Genomic DNA, 23,311 nt, shown 5'->3' with positions numbered 1-23,311 from the left:
GAACACAAGTGCGCCGTGCCGTCTGTCCCGGGTCGTTCGACCCGATCACCAACGGACACCTCGACATCATTGCCCGTGCCTCCAGCCTCTACGACGAGGTCTACGTCGCCGTGATGATCAATCAGGCGAAGAAGGGCCTGTTCGAGATCGACGAGCGGATCGACCTCATCCGCCGGGTCACCGCCGAGTACGGGAACGTACGCGTGGAGTCCTTCCACGGCCTGCTCGTCGACTTCTGCAAGCAGCGCGAGATCCCGGCCATCGTCAAAGGCCTGCGGGCGGTCAGCGACTTCGACTACGAGCTGCAGATGGCCCAGATGAACAACGGCCTCTCGGGTGTGGAGACCCTCTTCATCCCCACCAACCCCACCTACAGCTTCCTGTCGTCCTCCCTGGTCAAGGAGGTCGCGACCTGGGGCGGCGACGTGGCCCACCTGGTGCCGCCGCTGGTCCTCGAAGCGCTCTCGGAACGCCTGGGCAAGTCCTGACCGAGCCGCCGCACAGCCTCCGGAGACTGACAATCCGTCACCCGGTGTCCCCAGGACATCCCGGGGTCGTACAGTCGTTCCGTCCGTCTCCAACACAGCTGTAGAGAGTGGCGAGCACACGGTGGACGTGCAGAACAAGCTCGACGAGATCACCGCGATGGTCTCCGGCGCCCGAGCCATGCCCATGTCGGCCTCGTGCGTGGTCAACCGCGCCGAACTGCTGTCGATGCTGGAGGATCTGCGCGCCGAACTGCCCGGCTCCCTCGCCCAGGCCCAGGAGCTGATCGGCGACCGGGAGCAGATGGTCGCGCAGGCCCGCCAGGAGGCCGACCGGATCATCGAGAGCGCGCACGCCGAGCGCGGTTCGCTGATCTCCGGCACCGAGGTCGCCCGCCGCTCGCAGGCCGAGGCCGACCGGATCCTCGCCGAGGCCCGCCAGGAGGCCGAGGAGGTCCGCGCCGAGGCCGACGACTACGTCGACTCCAAGCTCGCCAACTTCGAGGTCGTCCTCACCAAGACCCTCGGCTCCGTCGGCCGGGGCCGCGAGAAGCTGCTCGGCACCGGACCCGGCCTCGACGAGAACGGCTACGAGGACGAGGACGCCCCCGAGCGCAGCCACGACCCGGAGACACTGCGCCGCGACGCCGACACCTACGTCGACACCAAGCTCGGCGCCTTCGAGGCCGTGCTGGCCAAGACCCTGGACGCGGTCGGCCGGGGCCGCCAGAAGCTGCACGGCCGGATCGCCACCGACGACCTCGGCGCCCTCGCGGACGACATGAGCACCGTCCAGCACTCCAGCGACGCCGACTACCTCGCCGGCCTCTCGGACACCCCCGCCCAGCAGCCCCGCCGGCATGAGTACGCCGAGCCGCAGCCGGTCGCGGCCCAGGCACCGGCCCAGGCAGTCCCGGAGATGCCCACCCAGGAGCCGGTCTACGGCTACGCCCAGCAGCAGCCCGATCCGTACGGCGGGTACCAGCAGGCCTACGACGGCGGCCAGGACCCGTACGGCTACCAGCAGCAGACCGCCGACCCGTACGGCTACCAGGGCTACGACGCCCAGCAGCAGGGGTACGACGGCGGGCAGGGCTACGCACAGCCCCAGCAGACGGCCCAGCCCCCGCAGGCCCAGCCGCAGGCGCTCGACGAGACCAGCCTCTTCGACACCGGCATGATCAGCGCCGAGCAGTTGCGGGCCTACGAGCAGGGGCGCGGACTCTGAGGTCTGGCGGGACCGGATTGGGCCGAGAGCGAATGGTCCAGTATCCTGGCTCTTCGGTCGCGCGTACGTCCGCGATCGCCGCTGCCCGGGAACACCGAAGGGCGGCGCCCCCCAGTCACGAAAGACCGAAAGCAGGAATGGTTCTGAACGCGCGCCTCGACCACCGCGACCCCCTCGTGTTCGACACACACGAGCTGGGGCGGCGGCCCGGTGCGCTCCAGCGCCTGACCCGCACGGTCGACGCTCCCAAGGACTTCGGTGTCCAGGGAGTCATCGGAGTGCCGGAAGGCGCCCCGGTGGAACTCGACCTCCGGCTCGAGTCGGTCATGGAGGGCGTGCTCGTCACGGGCACCGCCCGTGCCAAGGCCGCGGGGGAGTGCGTAAGGTGTCTGGAGCCGCTCGAGCAGAAGCTCGTGGCGGACTTCCAGGAGATGTTCTCGTACCCTGACGCCGACGACCGTGGCCGCCCCGTGGCGGAACCGGGCGACGACGCCGAGGACGACGAGGACAGGCTCTTCGTCGAGGACGGACTGATCGGCCTCGAACCCGTGCTGCGCGACGCGGTGGTGCTCGCACTGCCGATGCAGCCGGTGTGCCGGGAGGACTGCCCGGGTCTGTGCTCCGAGTGCGGGGCACGCCTGGCGGACGATCCGGACCACCACCACGACGCCGTCGACATCCGTTGGGCGGCATTGCAGGGACTCGCCGGTTCACTCGAAGACGGCGAGAAGGACGAGATGAGCGGCGACGGGTCAGGATCCGCGGACGCCGCCGAGAAGCAGGAGAAGTAGCCGTGGCTGTTCCGAAGCGGAAGATGTCGCGCAGCAACACGCGCCACCGCCGGTCGCAGTGGAAGGCTGCGGTCCCCACCCTGGTTGCGTGCGAGCGCTGCCACGAGCCCAAGCAGCAGCACATCGCGTGCCCGTCTTGCGGCACTTACAACAAGCGCCAGGTCCTCGAGGTCTGAGCGGCTGGTGAGAGGCACCGTGTCAGTCCCCAAGAAGGCGGAAGACGCCAAGGCGGACCCACCCGCCAAGAAGAAGGCGGACACCCAGGCCTCGTCCCACACGCTTCTGGAAGGGCGGCTCGGCTATCGGCTGGAGTCCGCCCTTCTGGTGCGCGCGCTGACCCACCGTTCCTACGCGTACGAGAACGGCGGTCTGCCGACGAACGAGCGGCTGGAGTTCCTCGGTGACTCCGTCCTCGGCCTCGTCGTCACGGACACGCTGTACCGCACCCACCCCGACCTGCCCGAAGGCCAGTTGGCCAAGTTGCGGGCCGCGGTGGTCAACTCGCGTGCGCTGGCGGAGGTGGGCCGTGGGCTCGAACTCGGCTCCTTCATCCGGCTCGGCCGTGGTGAAGAGGGCACGGGGGGCCGGGACAAGGCGTCCATCCTCGCCGACACCCTCGAAGCGGTGATCGGCGCGGTCTATCTCGACCAGGGCCTCGACGCGGCCTCCGAACTGGTGCACCGCCTGTTCGACCCGCTGATCGAGAAGTCCTCCAACCTCGGTGCCGGCCTGGACTGGAAGACCAGCCTCCAGGAACTCACCGCGACCGAAGGGCTCGGCGTCCCCGAGTACCTGGTCACGGAGACCGGCCCCGACCACGAGAAGACCTTCACTGCTGCCGCCCGCGTCGGAGGCGTCTCGTACGGCACCGGCACCGGCCGCAGCAAGAAGGAGGCGGAGCAGCAGGCCGCGGAATCCGCGTGGCGGTCCATCCGGGCCGCGGCGGACGAGCGCGCCAAGGCGACGACGGACGGCCCGCCGGCCGCCGAAGCCGTCGCCGAACCGAGCGCCGACGCCCCGTCGGCATCGGCCTGATCCGTCCGACCCACCGCACGTTCCGAACGCCCGCCCCGCTCCCCGGGGCGGGCGTTCGGCTCGTCCACCGGCCCACCCGAGGAAGTGCCATGCCCGAGTTGCCCGAGGTAGAGGTCGTCCGGCGCGGCCTGGAGCGCTGGGTCGCCCACCGGACCGTCGCCGACGCCGAGGTGCTGCACCCGCGCGCGGTACGCCGGCACGTCGCGGGACCCGACGACTTCGCCCACCGCCTCAAGGGCCACCGCGTCGGCACGCCACGCCGCCGCGGCAAGTACCTGTGGCTGCCCCTGGAGGACACCGACCAGGCGGTCCTGGCCCACCTCGGCATGAGCGGCCAACTGCTGGTCCAGCCGCACGAGGCACCGGCCGAGAAGCACCTGCGGGTCCGGATCCGCTTCGCCGACGCCCGCCCCACCGAACTCCGCTTCGTCGACCAGCGGACCTTCGGCGGCCTGTCGCTGCACGACACCACCCCCGACGGGCTGCCCGACGTCATCGCGCACATCGCCCGCGACCCCCTCGACCCGCTCTTCGACGACGAGGCGTTCCACCTGGCGCTGCGCCGCAGACGCACCACGGTCAAACGGGCCCTGCTCGACCAGTCGCTGATCAGCGGTGTCGGCAACATCTACGCGGACGAGGCCCTGTGGCGCTCCCGCCTGCACTACGAACGCCCCACGGCGACCCTCACCCGCCCCCGCACCACCGAGCTGCTCGGGCACGTCCGGGACGTGATGAACGAAGCCCTGGCCGTCGGCGGCACCAGCTTCGACAGCCTCTACGTGAACGTCAACGGCGAGTCCGGCTACTTCGACCGCTCGCTCGACGCGTACGGCCGGGAGGGCCTGCCGTGCCGCCGCTGCGGCACGCCGATGCGCCGCCGGCCGTGGATGAACCGCTCCAGCTACTTCTGCCCCAAGTGCCAGCGGGCGCCCCGCCTGCCCTAGAACACCTCGGGCCGGCGGGCGTCGTACCGCTCGCGCGAGGCCAGCACCTCGTCCATCCGCCCCTCCACGCACTGGATGAGCGCGACCAGCCGTCCGGCCACCTCATGTCCCAGCGCCGTGAGTTCGTAGTCCACGCGGGGCGGGTTGGTGGGCTGGGCCTCGCGGTGCACCAGGCCGTCGCGCTCCAGCGCGTGCAGGGTCTGGGACAGCATCTTCTCGCTGACGCCGTCGACGCGGCGCCGCAACTCGTTGAACCGGAAGGAACCGTCGTACAGCGCGCCGAGCGTCAGCGCGCCCCAGCGCCCGGTGACGTGCTCCAGCGTGCCGCGCGAGGGACACGCCCTGGAGAACACGTCGTACGGGAGATCCTGCTCCGCAGCGCGCTCCTGCGTGGTCGCCATGCAACCAGCGTACGCGAGCACGGACCCGCCCCGCAGAGCGCGCGGGGCGGGGGTGGTGGGGGTGTGCTCAGTAGCCGAAGTTCTGGGTCCACCAGGGCCCGCCGGAGCCGAAGTGGACTCCTACTCCCAGGGTCTGGAAGTCGCAGTTCAGGATGTTGGCGCGGTGGCCGGGGCTGTCCATCCAGGCGGCCATCACGGCCTGGGCGTCGGCCTGGCCGCGGGCTATGTTCTCGCCGCCGAGGTTGCTTATGCCGGCCGCCGCGGCCCGGTCCCAGGGGGTCGCGCCGCTGGGGTCGGTGTGGTCGAAGAAGCCCTGTGCGGCCATGGCCTCGCTGAAGTCCTCGGCCAGTTCGCGCAGGGCGCTGTTGGCGGCCACCGGGCTGCAGCCCGCCTTGGCCCGCTCGTCGTTGACGAGCTTGAGCACCTGGGCCTGGGCGACGGCCTCCTCCGAGACGGCGGCGGGCGCGCTGGACCGCGCATTTTCCTCGGCGGCCGGAGCCGAGGGCGCGGGCGTCGCCTTCGCGCCGGGCGGCGGCGTCGGCTGCGACGGCGTCCCGGCCGCGGCGGCGGGCTTCGAGGCTGGCGCCGAGGGAGCGGCCGCGGCGGCGGAGGGCGGCGCGGAGGGCTTGGACGAGGCGGACCCGGAGGGCGACGAGGACCGGTCGGCGCCCCGGCTCGTGGCGGCGTCGCCGCCACGGCCGGTGTCGGCGCTTCCGGCGGTGCCGCCCTGCTCGGCCGGGCTGTTCGTCGGGGCGTCCTGGGCCTGCACCCGGTCGCCCCCGCCGCCCCCGCCGCCGATCCGGTAGTTGTCGAGGCCGGGCACCGCGCCCGTGGCCACCGCCACCGTGCCGATGGCGACCGCGGCCGAGACACCGAGCAGACCCGTGCGGACCGGAGTGGCGGCCTTCTTCCGGCGGCGCCGGTGCCCGCCCGCGGCCTCGGGGCCGGCCTCGGGCGTGTAGCCGGCACTGGGGAAGGCCACCGTACGGGCGGCCTGCGGGGCGTCGCCGTCCGCGGCGTCGGCCGCGAACAGATAGGCCTCGCTCCGCGCGCGGACCTCCTCGTACGCCTCGGGGTTCAGGTACGGCGCGATCCCCATCGTGGAGCGGTCGCCCATGTCCGGGGTCTGCGGGCCGGGGCCCGGTCCCGTCGCGCCGTCCGTCGGGCGGCCCCCCGCTGCGCGGCCCGTGGCGGCGCGGCCGGCGTCTGAGCGTCGGTGGCGTCCCATGTCCTGGCCTTCCTCGTCCTCGTTCTCACGGTCCTCGCGGTCGACGTGTGCGCACGATCAACACGGAACTCACACGATCGAGTGAGTTTCAAATGAGATTCACTGGGTCGGGACGGTACCGCATGCCGCAAGAGGGTGAAGTGCCCGGCAAGACATTGACTGGTTAGGTTGCAGTCATGAACGAGGATGTACGACTGGTCGCGTGGGTGCGCGGACAGGTCCAGGGTGTGGGTTTCCGCTGGTTCACGCGGGCCAGGGCGCTGGAGCTGGGCGGGATGAGTGGCTTTGCTCTCAATCTCGCCGACGGACGGGTCCAGGTCGTCGCGGAGGGCCCGCGCGAGCGCTGCGAGGGACTGCTCCGGTGGCTGCACGGTGACGACACGCCCGGACGCGTGGACGGCGTCACCGAGATCTGGGACACACCTCGCGGCGGCTACGACGGTTTCGCCATCCGCTGACGCCCGCTCGCGCGAGGGCCCGCGCACAGTCGCCGCGACCCGGCTCCAGGGGGCGGCGGAGGCGAAAACGGGCAGGTGGTTGCCAAGACGGCCCCGTCGTGGCAGGCTCCCGACGCAGATCGACCGCCACGCCCCCAGGGGTCCGCAGGAGTCGCAGCGTCGCCGTTCGCCGGCCGCATGCCCCCGGGCGCCCGCCGATACGGGGCGTGATCGTGTTGACCGTCAAACTTTTTGGTGAGACTCTGAAAGCCCCGCGCACCTTAGCTGTTTGGCATGGTTGAACGGCAGTAAAAACTCAAGAGTGCCAAGCACCGCGGGTGCGATTCCCTCACGACCCACACCGCTTCGGTCGGTCACTCATTGTGGAGGACCATCCATCATGGCAAAGGCGCTTCTCGGTTACGTCGGCGGCTCCGACCCTCGACTCCTCGCCGAGATGCGACGGCTCCAGCAGCGCGTCCAGGACCTGGAATCCGAACTCGGACGAATCCAGGCGGAGAACGACGCGCTGGCGGCTGCCGCTTCTCACGACAGGATCATGGAGAGCATGGAGAGCGTTGACGCACACCAGGCGGAGCCTGCGTTCACCTGATCACTGCACCGCTTCACTTCGGCACGGCAGTGGTGGGGTGTGCTGCTAGTACGCCCGTACAACCGCTCTGGTGTCAGAGTCTGCAAGGGACGCTTCGGCGTCCCTTCTTCTTTCCCGGCCCCCGTCCCAGCGCCTGCGTCCGCCCGCCTTTTCCTTCCCCGCGCATCCTTTCACTCTCTTCAACGTCTGATGTGCCCTGCACGTTCACCGGTGAAACCGCGACGGTTCACCGGTTCATGGAGTGAGACATCCCCGAGAGGTAGAGTCCGGCGGCGTGCACCTGAAGGCCCTGACCCTGCGCGGGTTCAAGTCGTTCGCCTCGGCGACCACGCTCCGGTTCGAGCCCGGCATCACCTGCGTCGTCGGACCCAACGGCTCGGGCAAGTCCAATGTCGTCGACGCGCTCAGCTGGGTCATGGGCGAGCAGGGCGCCAAGTCACTGCGCGGCGGCAAGATGGAGGACGTCATCTTCGCCGGCACCACCGGCCGCCCCCCGCTCGGCCGGGCCGAGGTGTCGCTGACCATCGACAACTCCGACGGGGCCCTGCCCATCGAGTACGCCGAGGTCACCATCACGCGGATCATGTTCCGCAACGGCGGCAGCGAATACCAGATCAACGGCGACACCTGCCGCCTCCTCGACATCCAGGAACTCCTCTCCGACTCCGGCATCGGCCGCGAGATGCACGTCATCGTCGGCCAGGGCCAGCTCGACTCCGTCCTGCACGCCGACCCCATGGGCCGCCGCGCCTTCATCGAGGAGGCCGCCGGCGTCCTCAAGCACCGCAAGCGCAAGGAGAAGGCGCTGCGGAAGCTGGACGCGATGCAGGCCAACCTCGCGCGCGTGCAGGACCTCACCGACGAACTGCGGCGCCAGCTCAAGCCCCTGGGCCGGCAGGCGGCGGTCGCGCGCAGGGCCGGCGTCATCCAGGCCGAACTGCGTGACGCGCGGCTCAGACTCCTCGCCGACGACCTCGTACGGCTGCGCGAGGCACTGCGCAGTGAGATCGCCGACGAGGCCGCGCTCAAGGAACGCAAGGAAGCCGCCGAGCAGGAACTGGGCAGGGCGCTGCGCCGCGAGGCCGACCTGGAGGACGAGGTGCGCCGGCTCGCCCCGCGCCTCCAGCGCGCCCAGCAGACCTGGTACGAGCTGTCCCAGCTCGCCGAACGGGTGCGCGGCACGATCTCGCTGGCCGACGCGCGCGTGAAGAGCGCCACCTCCGCGCCCCCCGAGGAGCGGCGCGGCCGTGACCCGGAGGAGCTGGAGCGCGAGGCCGCCCGCGTCCGCGAGCAGGAGGCCGAGATCGAGGCGGCCCTCGAGGCCGCCGAGCGGGCCCTGGAGGACACGGTCGCCCACCGCGCCGACCTCGAACGCGAACTGGCCCTGGAGGAGCGCCGTCTCAAGGACGCCGCCCGCGCCCTCGCCGACCGCCGCGAGGGGCTGGCCCGGCTCGGCGGCCAGGTCGCCGCCGCCCGCTCGCGCGCCGCCTCCGCCCAGGCCGAGATCGAGCGGCTGGCCGAGGCGCGGGACGAGTCCGGGGAACGGGCGGCCGCCGCGCAGGAGGAGTACGAGACGCTCCAGGCCGAGGTCGACGGCCTCGACGCCGACGACCGGGAACTCGCCGAGCGGCACGACGCGGCCCGGCGGGCGCTGGCCGAGGCGGAGACCGCCCTGGGCGCCGCCCGCGAGGCGGCCACCGTGGCCGAGCGCGAGCGCGCCGCGACCCGGGCCCGCCACGAGGCCCTCGCGCTGGGCCTGCGGCGCAAGGACGGCAGCGGCGCGCTGCTCGCCGCCAAGGACAGGATCACCGGACTGCTCGGCCCCGCCGCGGGCCTGCTCACCGTGACGCCCGGCCACGAGACCGCCCTGGCCACCGCCTTCGGCACGGCCGCCGACGCCCTCGCGGTGACCTCCCCCGCGGCCGCCGCCGAGGCCATCCGCCTGCTGCGCAAGCAGGACGCGGGCCGGGCCGCCCTGCTGCTCGCCGGCGCCCCCGGCGACGGGCCCCGGGAAGCGCCCGCCGACGGGCTGACCTACGCGGCCGACCTCGTGCGGGGGCCGGCCGAACTGATGCCCGCGGTACGGCGGCTGCTGCGCGGGATCGTCGTCGTGGAGAGCCTGGAGGACGCCGAGGGCCTGGTCCGAGCCCATCCCGCGCTGACCGCCGTCACCGCCGAGGGAGACCTGCTGGGCGCCCACTTCGCGCAGGGCGGGTCCGCGGGCGCGCCCAGTCTTCTGGAGGTGCGGGCGTCCGTGGACCGGGCCGCCGCGGAGCTGGCGGAACTGGGCGTGCGGTGCGAGGAACTCGCCGAGGCGCAGGACGCGGCCGTCGAGCGGCGCCGGGAGCGCGCCGCGCTCGTCGAGGAGCTGGGGGAGCGGCGCCGGGCCGCCGACCGGGAGAAGTCGTCCGTCGCCCAGCGGCTGGGCCGGCTCGCGGGGCAGGCCCGGGGTGCCGCCGGTGAGGCGGAACGCTCCGCCGCGGCGGCGGCACGGGCGCAGGAGGCGCTGGACAGGGCGCTGGCGGAGGTCGAGGAGCTGGCGGAGCGGCTGGCCGTCGCCGAGGAGAGCGCCCCCTTCGGGGAGGACGGCGCGCAGGAACCGGACACCTCCGTGCGCGACCGGCTCGCCGCCGACGGTGCCAACGCCCGCCAGACCGAGATGGAGGCCCGCCTCCAGGCCCGTACCCACGAGGAGCGGGTCAAGGGCCTCGCCGGACGGGCCGACTCCCTGGACCGGGCGGCCCGCGCGGAACGCGAGGCACGCGCGCGTGCCGAACAGCGGCGGGCCAGGCTGCGGCACGAGGCGGCCGTCGCCGAGGCGGTCTCCTCCGGGGCCCGGCAACTGCTCGCCCACATCGAGGTCTCGCTGACCCGCGCCGACGAGGAGCGCACCGTCGCCGAGGCGGCCAAGGCCCGGCGCGAACAGGAACTGACCGCCGCGCGCACCGCCGGACGCGACCTCAAGGCGGAGCTGGACAAGTTGACGGATTCAGTCCACCGGGGCGAGGTACTCGGCGCCGAGAAGCGGCTGCGCATCGAGCAGCTGGAGACCAAGGCGCTGGAGGAATTAGGTGTGGAACCGGCGGGGCTCATGGCCGACTACGGCCCCCATCAGTTGGTACCGGCCTCGCCCCCCGCCGACGCTGAGGTGCCCCCGGACACCGGCTCCCACGGCGGCCGCGCCGCGGGCGAGGACCCGCGCGGCCTTCCCCGGCCCTTCGTACGCGCCGAGCAGGAGAAGCGGCTGAGGGCCGCCGAGCGCGCCTACCAGCAGCTCGGCAAGGTCAACCCGCTGGCCCTGGAGGAGTTCGCGGCGCTGGAGGAGCGGCACCAGTTCCTCGGCGAGCAACTGGAAGACCTGAAGAAGACCCGCGCCGACCTGCTCCAGGTCGTCAAGGAGGTCGACGAACGCGTCGAGCAGGTCTTCGCCGAGGCATTCCGGGACACCGCCCGTGAGTTCGAGGGCGTCTTCGGCCGGCTGTTCCCGGGCGGTGAGGGGCGGCTCGTGCTGACCGACCCCGACGACATGCTCACCACGGGCGTGGACGTTGAGGCCCGGCCGCCGGGGAAGAAGGTCAAGCGGCTCTCGCTGCTCTCGGGCGGGGAGCGCTCGCTGACCGCGGTGGCGATGCTGGTGTCGATCTTCAAGGCGCGGCCGAGCCCGTTCTACGTCATGGACGAGGTCGAGGCGGCGCTCGACGACACCAACCTCCAGCGGCTGATCCGGATCATGCAGGAGCTGCAGGAGGCCTCGCAGCTGATCGTCATCACGCATCAGAAGCGGACGATGGAGGTCGCCGACGCGCTCTACGGCGTGTCCATGCAGGGCGACGGAGTGTCCAAGGTCATCAGCCAGCGGCTGCGCTAGGTCTCCGGACGCCCCGACCGCCCTGCCCTGCCGTCCCCCCCCGGTCACATCGACTTCGACGTTGCTTTGCCTTCAGGCCCCTTCCTGGTGGTACCGCGAAGGGCGAACCACTCCGGCAGCGCTGCCGGCAGCCCGAGGAGTACACGTGGCCAGCACACCGCAGGCACCCGGTTCAGAAGCCAGGACGGCCCGCCCCGATCATCTCGGGTACGTCGTCTTCATCGCGGCGGCGGCCGCGATGGGCGGCTTCCTGTTCGGCTACGACAGTTCTGTGGTCAACGGCGCCGTCGAGGCCATCCGGCACCGCTACGACGTTGGCTCCGCGGTGCTGGCCCAGGTCATCGCCGTCGCGCTGATCGGCTGCGCGATCGGCGCCGCGACCGCGGGCCGCATCGCCGACCGCATCGGCCGCATCTACTGCATGCGGATCGCCGCCGCCCTCTTCACCGTCAGCGCCGTCGGTTCCGCGCTGCCCTTCGCCCTGTGGGACCTCGCCATGTGGCGCGTGTTCGGCGGCTTCGCCATCGGCATGGCCTCGGTGATCGGCCCCGCCTACATCGCCGAGGTCTCACCGCCCGCCTACCGAGGCCGGCTCGGCTCCTTCCAGCAGGCCGCGATCGTCGTGGGCATCGCCGTGTCGCAGTTGGTGAACTACGGTCTGCTGAACGCCGCGGGCGGCGACCAGCGCGGTCGGCTGCTGGGCCTGGAGGCCTGGCAGATCATGCTCGGCGTCATGGTCGTCCCGGCCGTCCTCTACGGCCTGCTGTCCTTCGTCATCCCGGAGTCCCCGCGCTTCCTCGTCTCCGTCGGCAGGCACGAGCGCGCCAAGCAGATCCTCGAAGAGGTCGAGGGCAAGGACGTGGACTTCGACGCCCGCATCGCCGAGATCGAGCACGCGATGCACAGCGAGGAGAAGTCCTCCTTCAAGGACCTGCTCGGCGGCAGCTTCTTCTTCAAGCCGATCGTCTGGGTCGGTATCGGCCTGTCCGCCTTCCAGCAGTTCGTCGGCATCAACGTCGCGTTCTACTACTCCGCGACGCTGTGGCAGTCGGTCGGCGTCGACCCGACGGACTCCTTCTTCTACTCGTTCACGACGTTGATCATCAACATCGTCGGCACCGTGATCGCGATGATCTTCGTGGACCGCATCGGCCGCAAGCCGCTCGCCCTCATCGGCTCGGTCGGCATGGTGGTCGGCCTGTCGCTGGAGGCCTGGGCCTTCTCCTTCGACCTGGTCGACGGCAAGCTCCCGGCCGCCCAGGGCTGGGTCGCCCTGATCGCCGCCCACATGTTCGTCCTCTTCTTCGCCCTGTCGTGGGGTGTGATCGTCTGGGTCTTCCTCGGCGAGATGTTCCCGAACCGGATCCGCGCCGCCGCACTGGGCGTGGCCGCCGCCGCGCAGTGGACCGCCAACTGGGCCATCACCGCGAGCTTCCCGTCGCTGGCCGACTGGAACCTCTCCGGCACCTATGTGATTTACACGATCTTCGCCGCGCTCTCCATTCCCTTCGTTCTCAAGTTCGTGAAGGAGACGAAGGGAAAGGCCCTGGAGGAGATGGGCTGACTTCCCGGTGCGATGTCGTCGGAGTGGCTCACGCCGTCGCCCCTCGGTCTCATGGCATTCTGCTGCGCGAACCGATCAACCCGTGAAAGGCGCGGAGTCCAGGGAAGCGCCGGTCGGTGTGTACACGGTCTGTGCACCAGGAGGATTCCCAATGACGTTGTCAAGCGGAGTTGGTGACTCGCTGTGAGCCTGTCACGCCGCTGCGGCTTCGGGCTCAGGCGCGGTCACCATGAACGTCCGGCCGTCACGTATAAGGGCCCACAGCACGTTCAGGCGCCGTCGGGCGAGGGCGAGAATGGCCTGCTTGTGGCCTTTGCCTTCCGCCCTCTTGCGGTCGTAGAACGTCTTGGAAACCGGGCAGCAGCGGGCGGCGACCTGGGCCGAGAGGTAGAACACCCGCAGCAGACGCCGGCTGTAGCGGCGAGGCCGGTGCAGATTGCCGCTGACGCGTCCGGAGTCCTTGGGCACGGGAGCCAGGCCGGCGACGCCGGCGAGGCGGTCGGGGGTGCCGAAGGCGTCCATGTCGCCGCCGGTGAGCGCGATGAACTCGGCACCCAGGAGGGGACCGATGCCGGGCAGGCTGGTGATCACTTCGGCGTGGCGGTGCTCGCGAAACCGGCCCTCGATGAGCCGGTCGGTCTCGGCGATCTCCTCATCGAGGGCCATCACCTCCCTCGCCAGCTTGACCACCATCGCGGCAGCCAGCTCCTCTCCGGGGACGACTGTGTACTGGGCCTCGGCGGCTTCCATGGCCGTGGCGGCGACGCCCTCGGCCCCACGGATCTTGCGGTTCTTCAGCCAGGTCGCCAGGCGGCTCTTGCCGGTCCGTCGAAGGGCGGCCGGCGTCTGGCAGCCGGTCAAGAGCAGGAGTCCCGCCTTGGACCTGCTGTAGTCGAAGGCCCGCTCCAAGGCGGGGAAGTACTCCAGCAGTTGAGCGCGCAGCCGGTTGACCGCGCGGGTGCGGTCGGCGGCCAGGTCGTAGCGGCGGGCGGTCAAGATCCGCAGGTCGACAGCGACCTCGTCGCCGGTCTGCAGCGGGTGCAGATCCCGGCGCATGCGGGCCTGGTCGGCAATGACGAAGGCGTCCTTGGCATCGGTCTTCCCGTCACCCCGGTAGGAGCCGGAAGCGTGGTGGACCGTGCGGCCAGGGATGTAGAGCAGCCGCTGACCGTGGTTGACCAACAGCGCGATCAGCAGGGCGGCACCGCCCGCGTTCAGGTCGATGGCCCAGGTGACCTCCTCGCTGAGGTCCAGGACATCGCCGATGAGCTGAAGCAGCTCGGCCTCGTCGTTGGCCACCCGGCGCGACAGCAGCCGTCGCCCCTCGGAGTCGATCACCACGCAGTGGTGATGGGCCTTACCTGCATCCGTACCGGCCCAGATCTCGGGCACGTGAGCCTCCGTCGACGTGTCGTACATGGTCCCAGCAGACGACCTCGCCGACGTGTCCTTACACAGCGATCTGCCTCGCGCATCCCAATTAGCGGCCGAGTCGTCGCGGGGTGCCGGGCGGCCAATCCTCCTGAGCCACGAGCGGCTGAAGCATGACAGCCATACCCGACACCTCTGGGTGCCCCGATCTTACGAATGACCAGGACTGACCCAAGAAAGAAGGTAAGGAAGCATTTCCCGCTTCAGTCGCATCACCAGTGTTTCCGTTCATCATCCTCAACAGCGCCAGACGGCGGCCGAAGTCGAGGAAATGGTGCGCGCCACCAATCCCCGTCTGACGATTGTCGAAGGCGTCCTGGAACGCCTTTACGGCCTTGAGGAACGCCGAGTCGCCCCGCCCGGAAGCCTGCCTTCCGATCTCGCCGCCGCCGCGGGCGAAACGGCGTTGCGGCAGGCCGGTCTGACGCCCGCGGAGGTCGATCTCCTGATCTTCGCGGGCGTCAGCGAGGACCTGGAGGAGCCCGCGACCTCCCACGTCGTCGCGTACAAGCTCGCCGTGACGGCCCCGGTCTTCGACGTGAAGAACGCCTGCAACGGCGTGCTGAACGCCATGCAGCTCGCCGACGCGTTGATCCGGACCGGCGAGCACACCACCGTACTGATCGTCACGGGTGAGCTGCCCAGCCGCCTGATGCGACTCCAGGTGGCCGACCGCGGTGAACTCGCGCTCGCCCTGCCCGCCTACACCGGCGGCGACATCGGCGCCGCCCTGCTCATGCGGGCGTCCGACCAACCCGGTCTGCTCGGCATGCAGTTCCTCGCCGACTCGGCCGGGTGGAGTTCCGCGACCATGATCAATCCCTACTTCGCCGACGACGACAGGCCGCGCTGCCCGCGTATCGACTCCGAGGCCCTGGTGCGCTCGTGCCGGGGCTTCGCGGTCGAGGGGGCACGGAAGCTGGACGAGCTGGGCCACAAGATCGGGGACGCCGACCTGGTCTGCGTCCACCAGGCGTCGGCGCCCTTCACCCGTACGGTCTGCGAGGTGGTGGGCATCACCCAGGAACAGCTCGTCCCGGTCTTTCCCCGGTACGGCAACGTCGGCACCGGCTGCCTGCCGCTCCAGTTGGCCGAGGCGCAGGACGCCGGAAGGCTCGACCGCGGTGACCTGGTCGCGCTGTTCGGGCTGGCCAGCGGCACCAGCTGCGGCCTCGCCCTGTGCCAGTGGTGAACGGTCCCTCCTCCACGGCGACGCGAGCGGGGCGTCGCGGACAGGGTGGTGCTCCCTAGTGCGCGAACACTGGATCTGCTCGGTCCTGGAGACCTACGAAGGGGACGACACCCCCGCCCACCGGTACCTGGACCGCGACGGACACACCCGGGAACTCTCGCGGGCGGAGCTGCTGAGGGAAGTGCGGGACCGCGCACGAGGACTGGCCGAGTGCGGCGCCCGGCCCGGCGGGCGCGTCGCGCTGCTGGCCGACAGCCCCGGACGGTTCGTCCCCGCCTTCCTCGGCGCCGTCTGGGCCGGGATGATCCCGGTGCCGCTCCCACCGCCACCGGTCCTGGGACGCCGCGGCGTGTGGAGCGAGGGCATCGGCGAATCCCTCTCGGCGGCCCGGCCGGACCTCGTCGTCGCCGAGCGGGCGGCCTTCGCCCTGGTGCCCGCGACACCGGCCCCTCACGTCTCCTACGAGCACCTGGAAACCGTCCGTGCCACGGACCCGTCGGCACCGGCCGCCTACCGGCCCGAGCGGATCGCCTATCTGCAGTTCAGCAGCGGCAGCACCGGCCGGCCCCGGGCGGTCGCGGCCACGGCCGGGTCCGTGACCGCCAACGGCGTGGCCATCATGCGGCACGGGCTGGCCGCTGACCCGCGCCACGACCACGGAGTGAGCTGGCTGCCGCTCCACCACGACATGGGCCTGGTCGGCTTCGTGCTCGCCCCGCTGACCCTGGGCGTACCGGTCACGCTGCTCTCCACACGGCTGTTCGTACGCGATCCCGGCATCTGGATGCGCACCCTCTCCGACGTACGGGGGACGATCACCGGAGCCCCCAACTTCGCCTACGCGCTCGCCACCCGGCGCACCGGCGGCGACCGGCTCGACGGCCTCGACCTGTCCTCGGCGCACACACTGCTGTGCGGCGGCGAGCCCATCAGCGCCCGCACCCTGCGGCGTTTCGCCGAGGCCCACGGCACGGCAGGGCTCGACCCGGCGGCACTGCGCCCGTGCTACGGACTGGCCGAGTCGACGCTCGCGGTGTCCATCGCCCCGCGGGGCACCGCCCTCGGTCCCGACCGGGTCTCATGGGCCCGGCTGAGGGACGAGGACCTGGCCGTCCCCTGCGGCGACGACGAGGAGGCCGTGGAGGCCGTGGGCTGCGGCCCGCCCTTCCCGGGCCACGAGGCACGCGTGGTCGACGGCGCCGGACTGCCGTGCGCCGACCGGCGGGTGGGGGAGATCTGGGTCCGCGGCCCCTCCGTGTGCGGCGGGTACGCCGACGAGGCGGAGGCCGGACCGGGTCCCTTCGCCGGCGACGGCTGGCTGCGCACCGGCGACCGCGGCTACCTGGCCGACGGCGCCCTCCACCCGACGGGCCGGCTGAAGGACACCCTGATCGTCCAGGGCCGCAACATCGATCCGCAGCGCGTGGAATGGGCCGCCGAGACGGTGGACGGCGTGCGCGCCGGGGGAGCGGTCGCCTTCACGAGACCGGGCGCGGACACCGAGGAAGTCGTCGTGATCGCCGAATGCCGGCCGACGCACGGCGAACGGATCGGCCCCGCCGTCCGGGAGACCGTGTCGCTGCGCCTCGGGCTGAGTGTCGCGGACGTTGTCGCCGTGCGCCCGGGAACGCTCGCGAAGACCACGTCGGGCAAACCCCGGCGCCAGGAGACGCGCCGCAGCTATCTCCTCGGAGACCTGCGGTCCGAGAACACCGACCGGCCAAGGAGCACCGCATGACACCGTCCGACATCCTCCAGGTTCTCCACCAGGCCTACCAGCGGGTGACCGATCGCGACCCCGGGGAACTGCGCAGGGACTTGGACATCCGCGCGCTGGGCGTGGACTCCGTCCAGCTCCTCGAAATGATCGTGATCGCCGAGACCGAGCTGGGCCTGCGTGTCCCGGACGAGGCCCTGGGCAGCGTGGAGACCGTCGGGGACCTGTGCGACATGCTCGGACAGGCCCGTCCGCCGGTCCACAGCGAGGCCGCACGATGACCTCCGCCGCGCTGCGTGAGGCGTTCCACCGCGAGTTCATGACCTTCTTCGAGCGGGCCGAGCGGACCCGCCGCTGGAGCCTGTTCGACGACGTGCCCTGGGACCGGCTGCCCGAGGTTCCGGGAGATCCCGGCCTGGCGCTCGCGGCCGAGACGTTCTGCGGCATCGAGATGTTCCTCCCCGACTATCTGCGGGCCCATCTGTCCCTGCTGGTCGGCGACTACGGCCAGGCCTGGTTCTCCGCGAACTGGGGCTACGAGGAGGCCAAACACGCCCTCGCCCTGCGCGAGTACCTGCTGCGCACCGGGCAGCGCACCGAGGCCCAGGTGCGGGACTTCACCGACGCGGTCATGGCACGCCGTTGGGAGCCGCCGTACCAGGCGCCCCGGCAGATGGTCGTGTACTCGGCCTTCCAGGAGCTGACGACCTTCGTCAGCTACCGCAAGCAGCGTGAGCGCGCCCTCCTGGCCGGCGACCCGGTCCTCGCCGAGGTCTACCGGCTGATCGGCCGGGACGAGATGGCCCACTGCCGCTTCTACCAGCGGATCCTGACCATGCACCTCGACGAGGACCGCGCCGGCACGCTCAAGGACCTGGCCCACGTGGTACGGACGTTCCGCATGCCCGCCCACGAGCTGCTGCCCGACCGCCGGGAGCGCGAGACCGTACGCACGTCGGGCTTCGGCAACGGCGCCTTCGTCACGGAGGTCGTGCTGCCCTCGCTCGGCGCGCTCGGCCTCACCCGGCACGACCTCTACTCCGCCGCGGCAGGCGCCCAGGCGGCCGGCCGCCCGGCACCCGCCTGAGCGGCGTCGCGGGACACTACGCCCGCGGCCCGGAGCCCACGTGGCCGGCGAACCTCCGGGCCCGGGTCTCGGACGCCCGGAGCAGTACCGCGAGCCGGTCCCGTGCCGCCTCCCCCTCGGCGTCGAGGCCGGTCCGGTCGAAGACCCGCAGATGACGCATGACCGGGGCGAGTACCTCCTCGTGGTGGGTGACCGGGGAGTAGATGCCGGAGCGGGCCATCGACATCGACAGCCGGGGGAAGTCGGGCGCACCGTGCGCGGGTGACCGGAAGGTCGCCACCACGGACTCCAGCGCCCGCACGGTCCGCTCCGGCTGAAGCTCCATGGCCGCTTCGAGGACCCGGCGGTAGAACAGCATGTGCCGGTTCTCGTCCTGCGCGATCCTTCTGAGCAGGGCCTCGCACACCGGTTCGCCGCAGATGCGCTTGATGTTCCGGTAGGAGATCCGTGTGGCCAGTTCCTGCAAGGTCACATACACCAGGCCGGCCAGGACGTTGCCGCGGTAGTCGCTGTCGTATCCGGTCTGCATGTGGAGCCGGCGCGCGTCCTCCATGGCGACCGGATCGGCCGCCCGCGTGACGATCAGATAGTCCCGGATCGCCGTCCCGTGGCGGTCCTCCTCCACCGTCCACCGGTTGACCCAGGTGCCCCAGGCGCCGTCCCGGCCGAACAACTCGGCGATCACCCTGTGGTAGCTGGGCAGGTTGTCCTCGCTCAGCAGATTGTGCAGCATCGCGTCCCGGACGGCCGGATTCATCGCGCCGTCCTCTGGGTCCCAGGGCTCACCTTCGAGGAATCCGTCGTAGTCCCTCCCCCTCGCCCAGGGAATGAACCGGTGCGGATACCAGTCGTCGGCGCCCTGGAAATGGGAGTCCAGAGCGCGCGCCACGACCGGCTCCAGTTCCGTGAGCAGTCCGATGTCCTCGCGGCGTACCTCGGTGGTGTGCACAAAGCCTCCCGATGAAGCCGGGAGTGCGGCGACACCACCCACCCGCCGGCAGAGACGAACCGGTCACCGGCCATGCTCACGCACCCCGCGACCGCATTCCGCACAGCACGCCGGGCGGCCACCGAGAGCCCGTAAGTGTGACAAGCGGGAGAGCGGGCGAACAAAGGGCCCATACGGCGATGTTGACGCGCGAAGCCGAGAAGTCGGCGCATGGACAAGGCGGTTCACTGCCCAATCCGACGCCATCGGGCCGTTCCATCTCGCCCACCCGGGTGAAGTTCCCGCACCCGGGGATATTTCGGTGATCACCGTGCGTCGGCCGCCCGCTACGGTGGCGCCATGCCCCCAACGCCCCGCATGCGCCCGGCGGCCTGTTCTCCCACGCCCCTCACTCCCGTCGCGCACGCGTGAGCGCCGCCGTGGTGAACGCCCCCACTCCGCCCGCGCCACCGGCCGAGCGACTGCCCGGCTATCCGGCGGCCGACCGGTGGCGGCGCGTCCCGGCGACGGGCCAGCACTATCTCGACAGCGGAACCGGCCCTCCCGTCCTGCTGCTGCACGGCAATCCGTCGTGGAGTTACCAGTGGCGCCACCTGATCTCCCGCCTGTCACCGGACTTCCGCTGCATCGCCCCCGACCTGCCGGGCCTGGGGCTGTCCCCGCGCCCGCCGCTCCCGGCGGCCTCCGTCGACCGGCATCTGCTGCAACTGTCCTACCTGGACGAACTGTTCGAGCACCTGACCGCCGACCGGGGCGTGCCCCGTACCGGCTGGACCCTGGTGCTGCACGACTGGGGCGGCCCACTGGGCATGGCGTGGGCGCGGCGCAGGCCGGGCCTGGCGGCCCGCGTGGTGGCTCTCAACACCCTCTGCTTCCGCTGGCCCCCCGGCTACCGGCTGCCGGTGTACCTGCGCTGGATGCGGGACCACCGCCCCCTCGCCGCCCTGGCGCACGCGACCAACCTCTTCCCCCGGGCCGCCGTGCGGGCCGGGGTCGTACAGGCGCTCCGCCGGGCCGAGCGCCGGGCGTATCTGCTGCCGCTGGCCCGCAGGGGCGACCGGCGCGCGGTCGTGGAACTGATCCGCAGCATCCCGCGCGACGACGAGGAGGAGACCTGGCGCCTCCTCGAACCGGACGGCGACGGGAGCGACCTGTCCGGCCTGCCGCTTTTCGTCGGATGGGGCATGCGCGACCCGGTGTTCACACCGCTCGTCCTGGCGGAGTGGGAGCGCCGGGCACCCCACGCGCGGGTACGTCGCTACGCCCGCGCCGGCCACTACGTCATGGAGGACGCGGCGGACCCGCTCGGCCAGGACATCCGCGACTTCCTGCTGTCGCCGGAACAGCACTGACCATCCGCCCGGGGGCTGCCAGGACGCCGCCGCGAACTTCCTTTCCAGCGCCGAGAAGGAGACCCACCTGCCCATGTCCGACACCTACGACGTGATCCGCTCCGTGCTGACGACGACCTTCCGGATCCCCGACGACGAGATCCACCCCGAGTCCACCCTCGAACAACTCGAACTGGACTCCCTCGCCCTCGCCGAATTCGCGCTCCTCCTCCAGGAACGCCTGGACGTGCTGATCAGCGACGAGCACGCCACCCGCGCCACCACCCTCGCCCAGATCACGGACCACCTCGACACCCTGCGTTCCCGGGCCGGCACCCCGGGCTCCGAGCCGGCGGCCACCGCGTGACCCCGCGCCGCCCCGTCGCCGTCACCGGCCTCGGGCTGGTCACGCCCGGCGGAGCGGGGGTGGAGGCGACATGGGAAGCCGTGTGCTCGGGAGACGGCACCGCGGCCCGCGATCCCGCCCTCGCCGGCCTGCCCGTCGACTTCTCCTGCCGGATTCCCGTCCCGGACGAGACGCTGGACCAGCGGATCGGCCGCCGCTCGTGGCGCATGGGGCGGGCGGCGAGGCTCGCCGTCCTCGCCGCCAGGGAAGCAGTCCGGGACGCCGGTCTCGACCCGGCCGGCTGGGACGGTGCCCGCGTCGCCACGGTGCTCGGGTGCGGCGTGGGCGGCGCGGAGAAATGGGAGGAACAGGCGGGCCGTCTCGAACAACGCGGTCCCGAGGCCCTCTCGCCGCTCGCCATCCCCATGATCATTCCCAATCTCGGTGCCGGCGAGGTCTCCATCGATCTGCGGGCCCGGGGCGCGAGTATCGCCCCGGCCACCGCCTGTGCCTCCGGAGCGACCGCCATCGCACTCGCCCGCGATCTGCTCGCCGCGGACCTGTGCGACGTGGCGGTGGCCGGCGGTGTCGAAGCCGCCGTCGGCCGCCTGTCCACCGCCGGGTTCTGGCGTATGGGCGCCCTCTCCACACGCGTGGACGCACCCGCCGAGGCCTCCCGTCCGTTCGCCGCGGACCGCGACGGCTTCGTCATCGGCGAGGGAGCCGGCGTCCTGATCCTGGAACGCGCCGCCGACGCCCGCGCCCGCGGCAAGCCGCCCCGCGCCCTGCTCGCGGGATGCGGCAGCACCTCCGACGCCCACCATCCCGTGGCACCGCACCCGGACTCACCGGGAGCCGAGAGTGCCCTGCGTACCGCGCTCGCCGAGGCCGGCCTCGATCCGCACGACGTTGACCACGTCAACGCGCACGGCACCTCCACCCGCCTCAACGACGGCGCCGAGGCGGCCCTCGTCGCCCGCGCCCTGCCGCACCGGCCCAGCGTGACCGCGTCCAAGGGCGTCCTGGGCCACACCCTCGGCGCGGCCGGGGGGATCGAAGCCGCGCTGACCGTGCTGACCCTTCAGCACCGCCGCGTCCCACCGATCGCCAATCTGTCGGCGCCGGCCCCCGAGTTCGACCTCGACTGCGTCCTCAAGGAACCCCGCCACCAGGACGTACGCGCCGCCGTCAGCCACTCCTTCGGCTTCGGCGGACACAACGTCGTCCTCGCACTCACCCGCCCGTAGGACCGTGGGACCGGTCGCGCGGACCACGCCGCTGACCGGCCCTCACGGGCCCGCGCTCTGCTCCGGCTCCTCCCCTCCAGGGGTCTTTGTCCCTTGGAGGAAGCGACAAGGAGGGTGTGCCCGGGGCCCATGGCTGATACTGGACGCGTTATGGAAATCGTCATCCTTGCTGTAGTCATCGCCGTGGTCGTGATCGGCGCGCTCGGCGGGCTGGTCGTGGGCACCCGCCGCAAGAGGCAACTGCCTCCGCCGCCACCCGCCACACCCGACATCACCGCCCCTCCGGCCGAGCCGCACGTCGGCGACGAGGCCGAGACGCCGCGCGACGAAACGCGCCGGACGATCGAGGAGGTCGACCTCCCGGACGGCGGCGCCGCTCCCGCGACCGTCGAGGAACCGCCCGTCGTCGAAGAACTCGAGATCCCCCGGATCGAGGTTCCCGAGCCCACCGCCGGCCGTCTGGTCCGGCTCCGTACCCGCCTCTCCCGCTCGCAGAACGCCCTCGGCAAGGGCCTGCTCGTCCTGCTCTCCCGGGAACACCTCGACGAGGACACCTGGGAGGAGATCGAGGACACGCTGCTCACCGCCGATGTCGGCGTGCGGCCCACCCAGGAGCTGGTCGAGCGGCTCCGTGAGCGCGTGAAGGTGCTCGGCACCCGCACGCCCGAAGAACTGCGCACCCTGCTGCGCGAGGAGCTGATCACCCTGGTCGGCCCCGACATGGACCGCGAGGTCAAGACCGAGCCCGCCGCGGGCAAGCCCGGCATCGTGATGGTCGTCGGGGTCAACGGCACCGGCAAGACCACCACCACCGGCAAGCTCGCCCGCGTCCTGGTCGCCGACGGCCGCAGCGTCGTCCTCGGCGCCGCCGACACCTTCCGCGCCGCCGCCGCCGACCAGTTGCAGACCTGGGGCGAGCGGGTCGGTGCGCACACCGTGCGCGGGCCGGAGGGCGGCGACCCGGCCTCCGTCGCCTTCGACGCGGTCAAGGAGGGCAAGGAGCTGGGCTCGGACGTTGTGCTCATCGACACCGCCGGCCGCCTGCACACCAAGACCGGCCTCATGGACGAGCTGGGCAAGGTCAAGCGCGTGGTGGAGAAGCACGCGCCGCTGGACGAGGTGCTGCTCGTGCTCGACGCCACCACCGGCCAGAACGGGCTGATCCAGGCCCGGGTCTTCGCCGAGGTCGTCGACGTCAGCGGCATCGTGCTCACCAAGCTGGACGGCACGGCCAAGGGCGGCATCGTGATCGCCGTGCAGCGCGAGCTGGGGGTGCCGGTCAAGCTGATCGGACTCGGCGAGGGCCCGGACGACCTGGCGCCGTTCGAACCCGCGGCGTTCGTGGATGCCCTCATCGGCGAGTGACACCGCCTGCCGGAATCCGGTGCTCCCAACCGGCCCGCGTGCACACGCG

General features: G+C 71.7%; 22 protein-coding genes. 18 read left to right on the top strand and 4 right to left on the bottom strand.

Going from position 1 to position 23,311, the window contains the following annotated elements:
• The first annotated feature begins 8 nt into the window (after nt 1-8).
• From coaD to mutM, 6 genes are all read left to right on the top strand, one after another.
• Complete coding sequence (coaD, locus tag AC4IHM_RS08890; RefSeq protein ID WP_490870790.1) at nt 9-488, top strand: pantetheine-phosphate adenylyltransferase; 480 nt, start codon at nt 9-11, stop codon at nt 486-488.
• A gap of 121 nt (nt 489-609) precedes the next feature.
• On the top strand, nt 610-1,713 hold the full coding sequence (locus AC4IHM_RS08885; protein WP_490866533.1) for a cell division initiation protein: 1,104 nt from the start codon (nt 610-612) through the stop codon (nt 1,711-1,713).
• 137 nt (nt 1,714-1,850) lie between these two features.
• Nucleotides 1,851-2,504, top strand: a complete 654-nt coding sequence (locus tag AC4IHM_RS08880) for a YceD family protein (RefSeq protein WP_490866532.1) — start codon at nt 1,851-1,853, stop codon at nt 2,502-2,504.
• A gap of 2 nt (nt 2,505-2,506) precedes the next feature.
• Nucleotides 2,507-2,680 (top strand): 50S ribosomal protein L32, encoded by a 174-nt coding sequence (rpmF, locus tag AC4IHM_RS08875; protein WP_003951102.1) that lies wholly within the window; start codon nt 2,507-2,509, stop codon nt 2,678-2,680.
• A gap of 7 nt (nt 2,681-2,687) precedes the next feature.
• Complete coding sequence (gene rnc, locus AC4IHM_RS08870; RefSeq protein WP_490866531.1) at nt 2,688-3,539, top strand: ribonuclease III; 852 nt, start codon at nt 2,688-2,690, stop codon at nt 3,537-3,539.
• A gap of 89 nt (nt 3,540-3,628) precedes the next feature.
• Nucleotides 3,629-4,486 (top strand): bifunctional DNA-formamidopyrimidine glycosylase/DNA-(apurinic or apyrimidinic site) lyase, encoded by an 858-nt coding sequence (gene mutM / locus AC4IHM_RS08865; RefSeq protein WP_490866530.1) that lies wholly within the window; start codon nt 3,629-3,631, stop codon nt 4,484-4,486.
• Here the strand turns inward: mutM and AC4IHM_RS08860 are convergent.
• Together AC4IHM_RS08860 and AC4IHM_RS08855 are read right to left on the bottom strand one after the other, a co-directional pair.
• The gene (locus AC4IHM_RS08860) at nt 4,483-4,887 is read right to left on the bottom strand and encodes a winged helix-turn-helix transcriptional regulator (protein ID WP_490866529.1); all 405 of its coding nucleotides are present in this window, start codon (nt 4,885-4,887) and stop codon (nt 4,483-4,485) included. The genes mutM and AC4IHM_RS08860 overlap by 4 nt on opposite strands.
• Nucleotides 4,888-4,954: 67 nt before the next feature.
• On the bottom strand, nt 4,955-6,115 hold the full coding sequence (locus tag AC4IHM_RS08855; RefSeq protein WP_490866528.1) for a CAP domain-containing protein: 1,161 nt from the start codon (nt 6,113-6,115) through the stop codon (nt 4,955-4,957).
• A gap of 176 nt (nt 6,116-6,291) precedes the next feature.
• Here AC4IHM_RS08855 and AC4IHM_RS08850 point away from each other — a divergent pair, with 176 nt between their 5' ends.
• The 4 genes from AC4IHM_RS08850 (at nt 6,292) to AC4IHM_RS08835 (ending at nt 12,597) form a co-directional block, all read left to right on the top strand.
• Complete coding sequence (locus AC4IHM_RS08850; RefSeq protein ID WP_490866527.1) at nt 6,292-6,573, top strand: acylphosphatase; 282 nt, start codon at nt 6,292-6,294, stop codon at nt 6,571-6,573.
• Between the two features lie 379 nt (nt 6,574-6,952).
• The gene (locus AC4IHM_RS08845; protein WP_490866526.1) at nt 6,953-7,165 is read left to right on the top strand and encodes a hypothetical protein; all 213 of its coding nucleotides are present in this window, start codon (nt 6,953-6,955) and stop codon (nt 7,163-7,165) included.
• 274 nt (nt 7,166-7,439) lie between these two features.
• On the top strand, nt 7,440-11,033 hold the full coding sequence (gene smc / locus AC4IHM_RS08840) for a chromosome segregation protein SMC (protein ID WP_490866525.1): 3,594 nt from the start codon (nt 7,440-7,442) through the stop codon (nt 11,031-11,033).
• Nucleotides 11,034-11,178: 145 nt separating this feature from the next.
• Nucleotides 11,179-12,597 carry a sugar porter family MFS transporter gene (locus tag AC4IHM_RS08835; RefSeq protein WP_490866524.1) on the top strand — a complete coding sequence of 473 codons (1,419 nt, stop codon included), beginning with the start codon at nt 11,179-11,181 and terminating at the stop codon, nt 12,595-12,597.
• 192 nt (nt 12,598-12,789) lie between these two features.
• Here the strand turns inward: AC4IHM_RS08835 and AC4IHM_RS08830 are convergent, their stop codons facing one another.
• Nucleotides 12,790-14,016 (bottom strand): IS110 family RNA-guided transposase, encoded by a 1,227-nt coding sequence (locus tag AC4IHM_RS08830; RefSeq protein ID WP_490866523.1) that lies wholly within the window; start codon nt 14,014-14,016, stop codon nt 12,790-12,792.
• Between the two features lie 283 nt (nt 14,017-14,299).
• Here AC4IHM_RS08830 and AC4IHM_RS08825 point away from each other — a divergent pair, with 283 nt between their 5' ends.
• The 4 genes from AC4IHM_RS08825 to AC4IHM_RS08810 are packed head-to-tail and all read left to right on the top strand — an operon-like array spanning nt 14,300 to nt 18,024.
• Nucleotides 14,300-15,220, top strand: coding sequence for a 3-oxoacyl-ACP synthase III family protein (locus AC4IHM_RS08825; RefSeq protein ID WP_490866522.1), 921 nt, complete (start codon nt 14,300-14,302; stop codon nt 15,218-15,220).
• A 58-nt stretch (nt 15,221-15,278) separates the two neighbouring features.
• Nucleotides 15,279-16,958, top strand: coding sequence for an AMP-binding protein (locus tag AC4IHM_RS08820; protein WP_490866521.1), 1,680 nt, complete (start codon nt 15,279-15,281; stop codon nt 16,956-16,958).
• Complete coding sequence (locus AC4IHM_RS08815; protein WP_490866520.1) at nt 16,955-17,218, top strand: acyl carrier protein; 264 nt, start codon at nt 16,955-16,957, stop codon at nt 17,216-17,218. The genes AC4IHM_RS08820 and AC4IHM_RS08815 overlap by 4 nt, the downstream gene beginning before the upstream one ends.
• A complete protein-coding gene (locus tag AC4IHM_RS08810; RefSeq protein WP_490866519.1) occupies nt 17,215-18,024 on the top strand; it encodes an acyl-ACP desaturase in 810 nt (269 codons plus the stop codon). Before AC4IHM_RS08815 ends, AC4IHM_RS08810 begins: the two co-directional genes overlap by 4 nt.
• A gap of 16 nt (nt 18,025-18,040) precedes the next feature.
• Here AC4IHM_RS08810 and AC4IHM_RS08805 read toward each other — a convergent pair whose 3' ends face one another.
• On the bottom strand, nt 18,041-18,973 hold the full coding sequence (locus tag AC4IHM_RS08805; protein WP_490866518.1) for an acyl-ACP desaturase: 933 nt from the start codon (nt 18,971-18,973) through the stop codon (nt 18,041-18,043).
• Nucleotides 18,974-19,380: 407 nt separating this feature from the next.
• On the opposite strand from AC4IHM_RS08805, the gene AC4IHM_RS08800 reads away from it, so the two are divergent.
• The 4 genes from AC4IHM_RS08800 to ftsY all read left to right on the top strand — a co-directional run bounded on the left by AC4IHM_RS08800 (nt 19,381) and on the right by ftsY (nt 23,262).
• Nucleotides 19,381-20,325: an alpha/beta fold hydrolase gene (locus tag AC4IHM_RS08800; RefSeq protein ID WP_490866517.1), complete on the top strand. Its 945-nt coding sequence runs from the start codon at nt 19,381-19,383 to the stop codon at nt 20,323-20,325.
• Between the two features lie 73 nt (nt 20,326-20,398).
• Nucleotides 20,399-20,671 carry an acyl carrier protein gene (locus tag AC4IHM_RS08795; protein WP_490866516.1) on the top strand — a complete coding sequence of 91 codons (273 nt, stop codon included), beginning with the start codon at nt 20,399-20,401 and terminating at the stop codon, nt 20,669-20,671.
• A complete protein-coding gene (locus AC4IHM_RS08790; protein WP_490866515.1) occupies nt 20,668-21,897 on the top strand; it encodes a beta-ketoacyl-[acyl-carrier-protein] synthase family protein in 1,230 nt (409 codons plus the stop codon). The genes AC4IHM_RS08795 and AC4IHM_RS08790 overlap by 4 nt, the downstream gene beginning before the upstream one ends.
• Before the next feature lie 150 nt (nt 21,898-22,047).
• The gene (gene ftsY / locus AC4IHM_RS08785; protein WP_490866514.1) at nt 22,048-23,262 is read left to right on the top strand and encodes a signal recognition particle-docking protein FtsY; all 1,215 of its coding nucleotides are present in this window, start codon (nt 22,048-22,050) and stop codon (nt 23,260-23,262) included.
• The last annotated feature ends 49 nt before the right edge of the window (nt 23,263-23,311 follow it).

This window comes from Streptomyces sp. SL06 (assembly GCF_058244745.1).
Note: the sequence above shows the minus strand (reverse complement) of the source record. Positions and strands in the feature narration are given on the sequence as shown.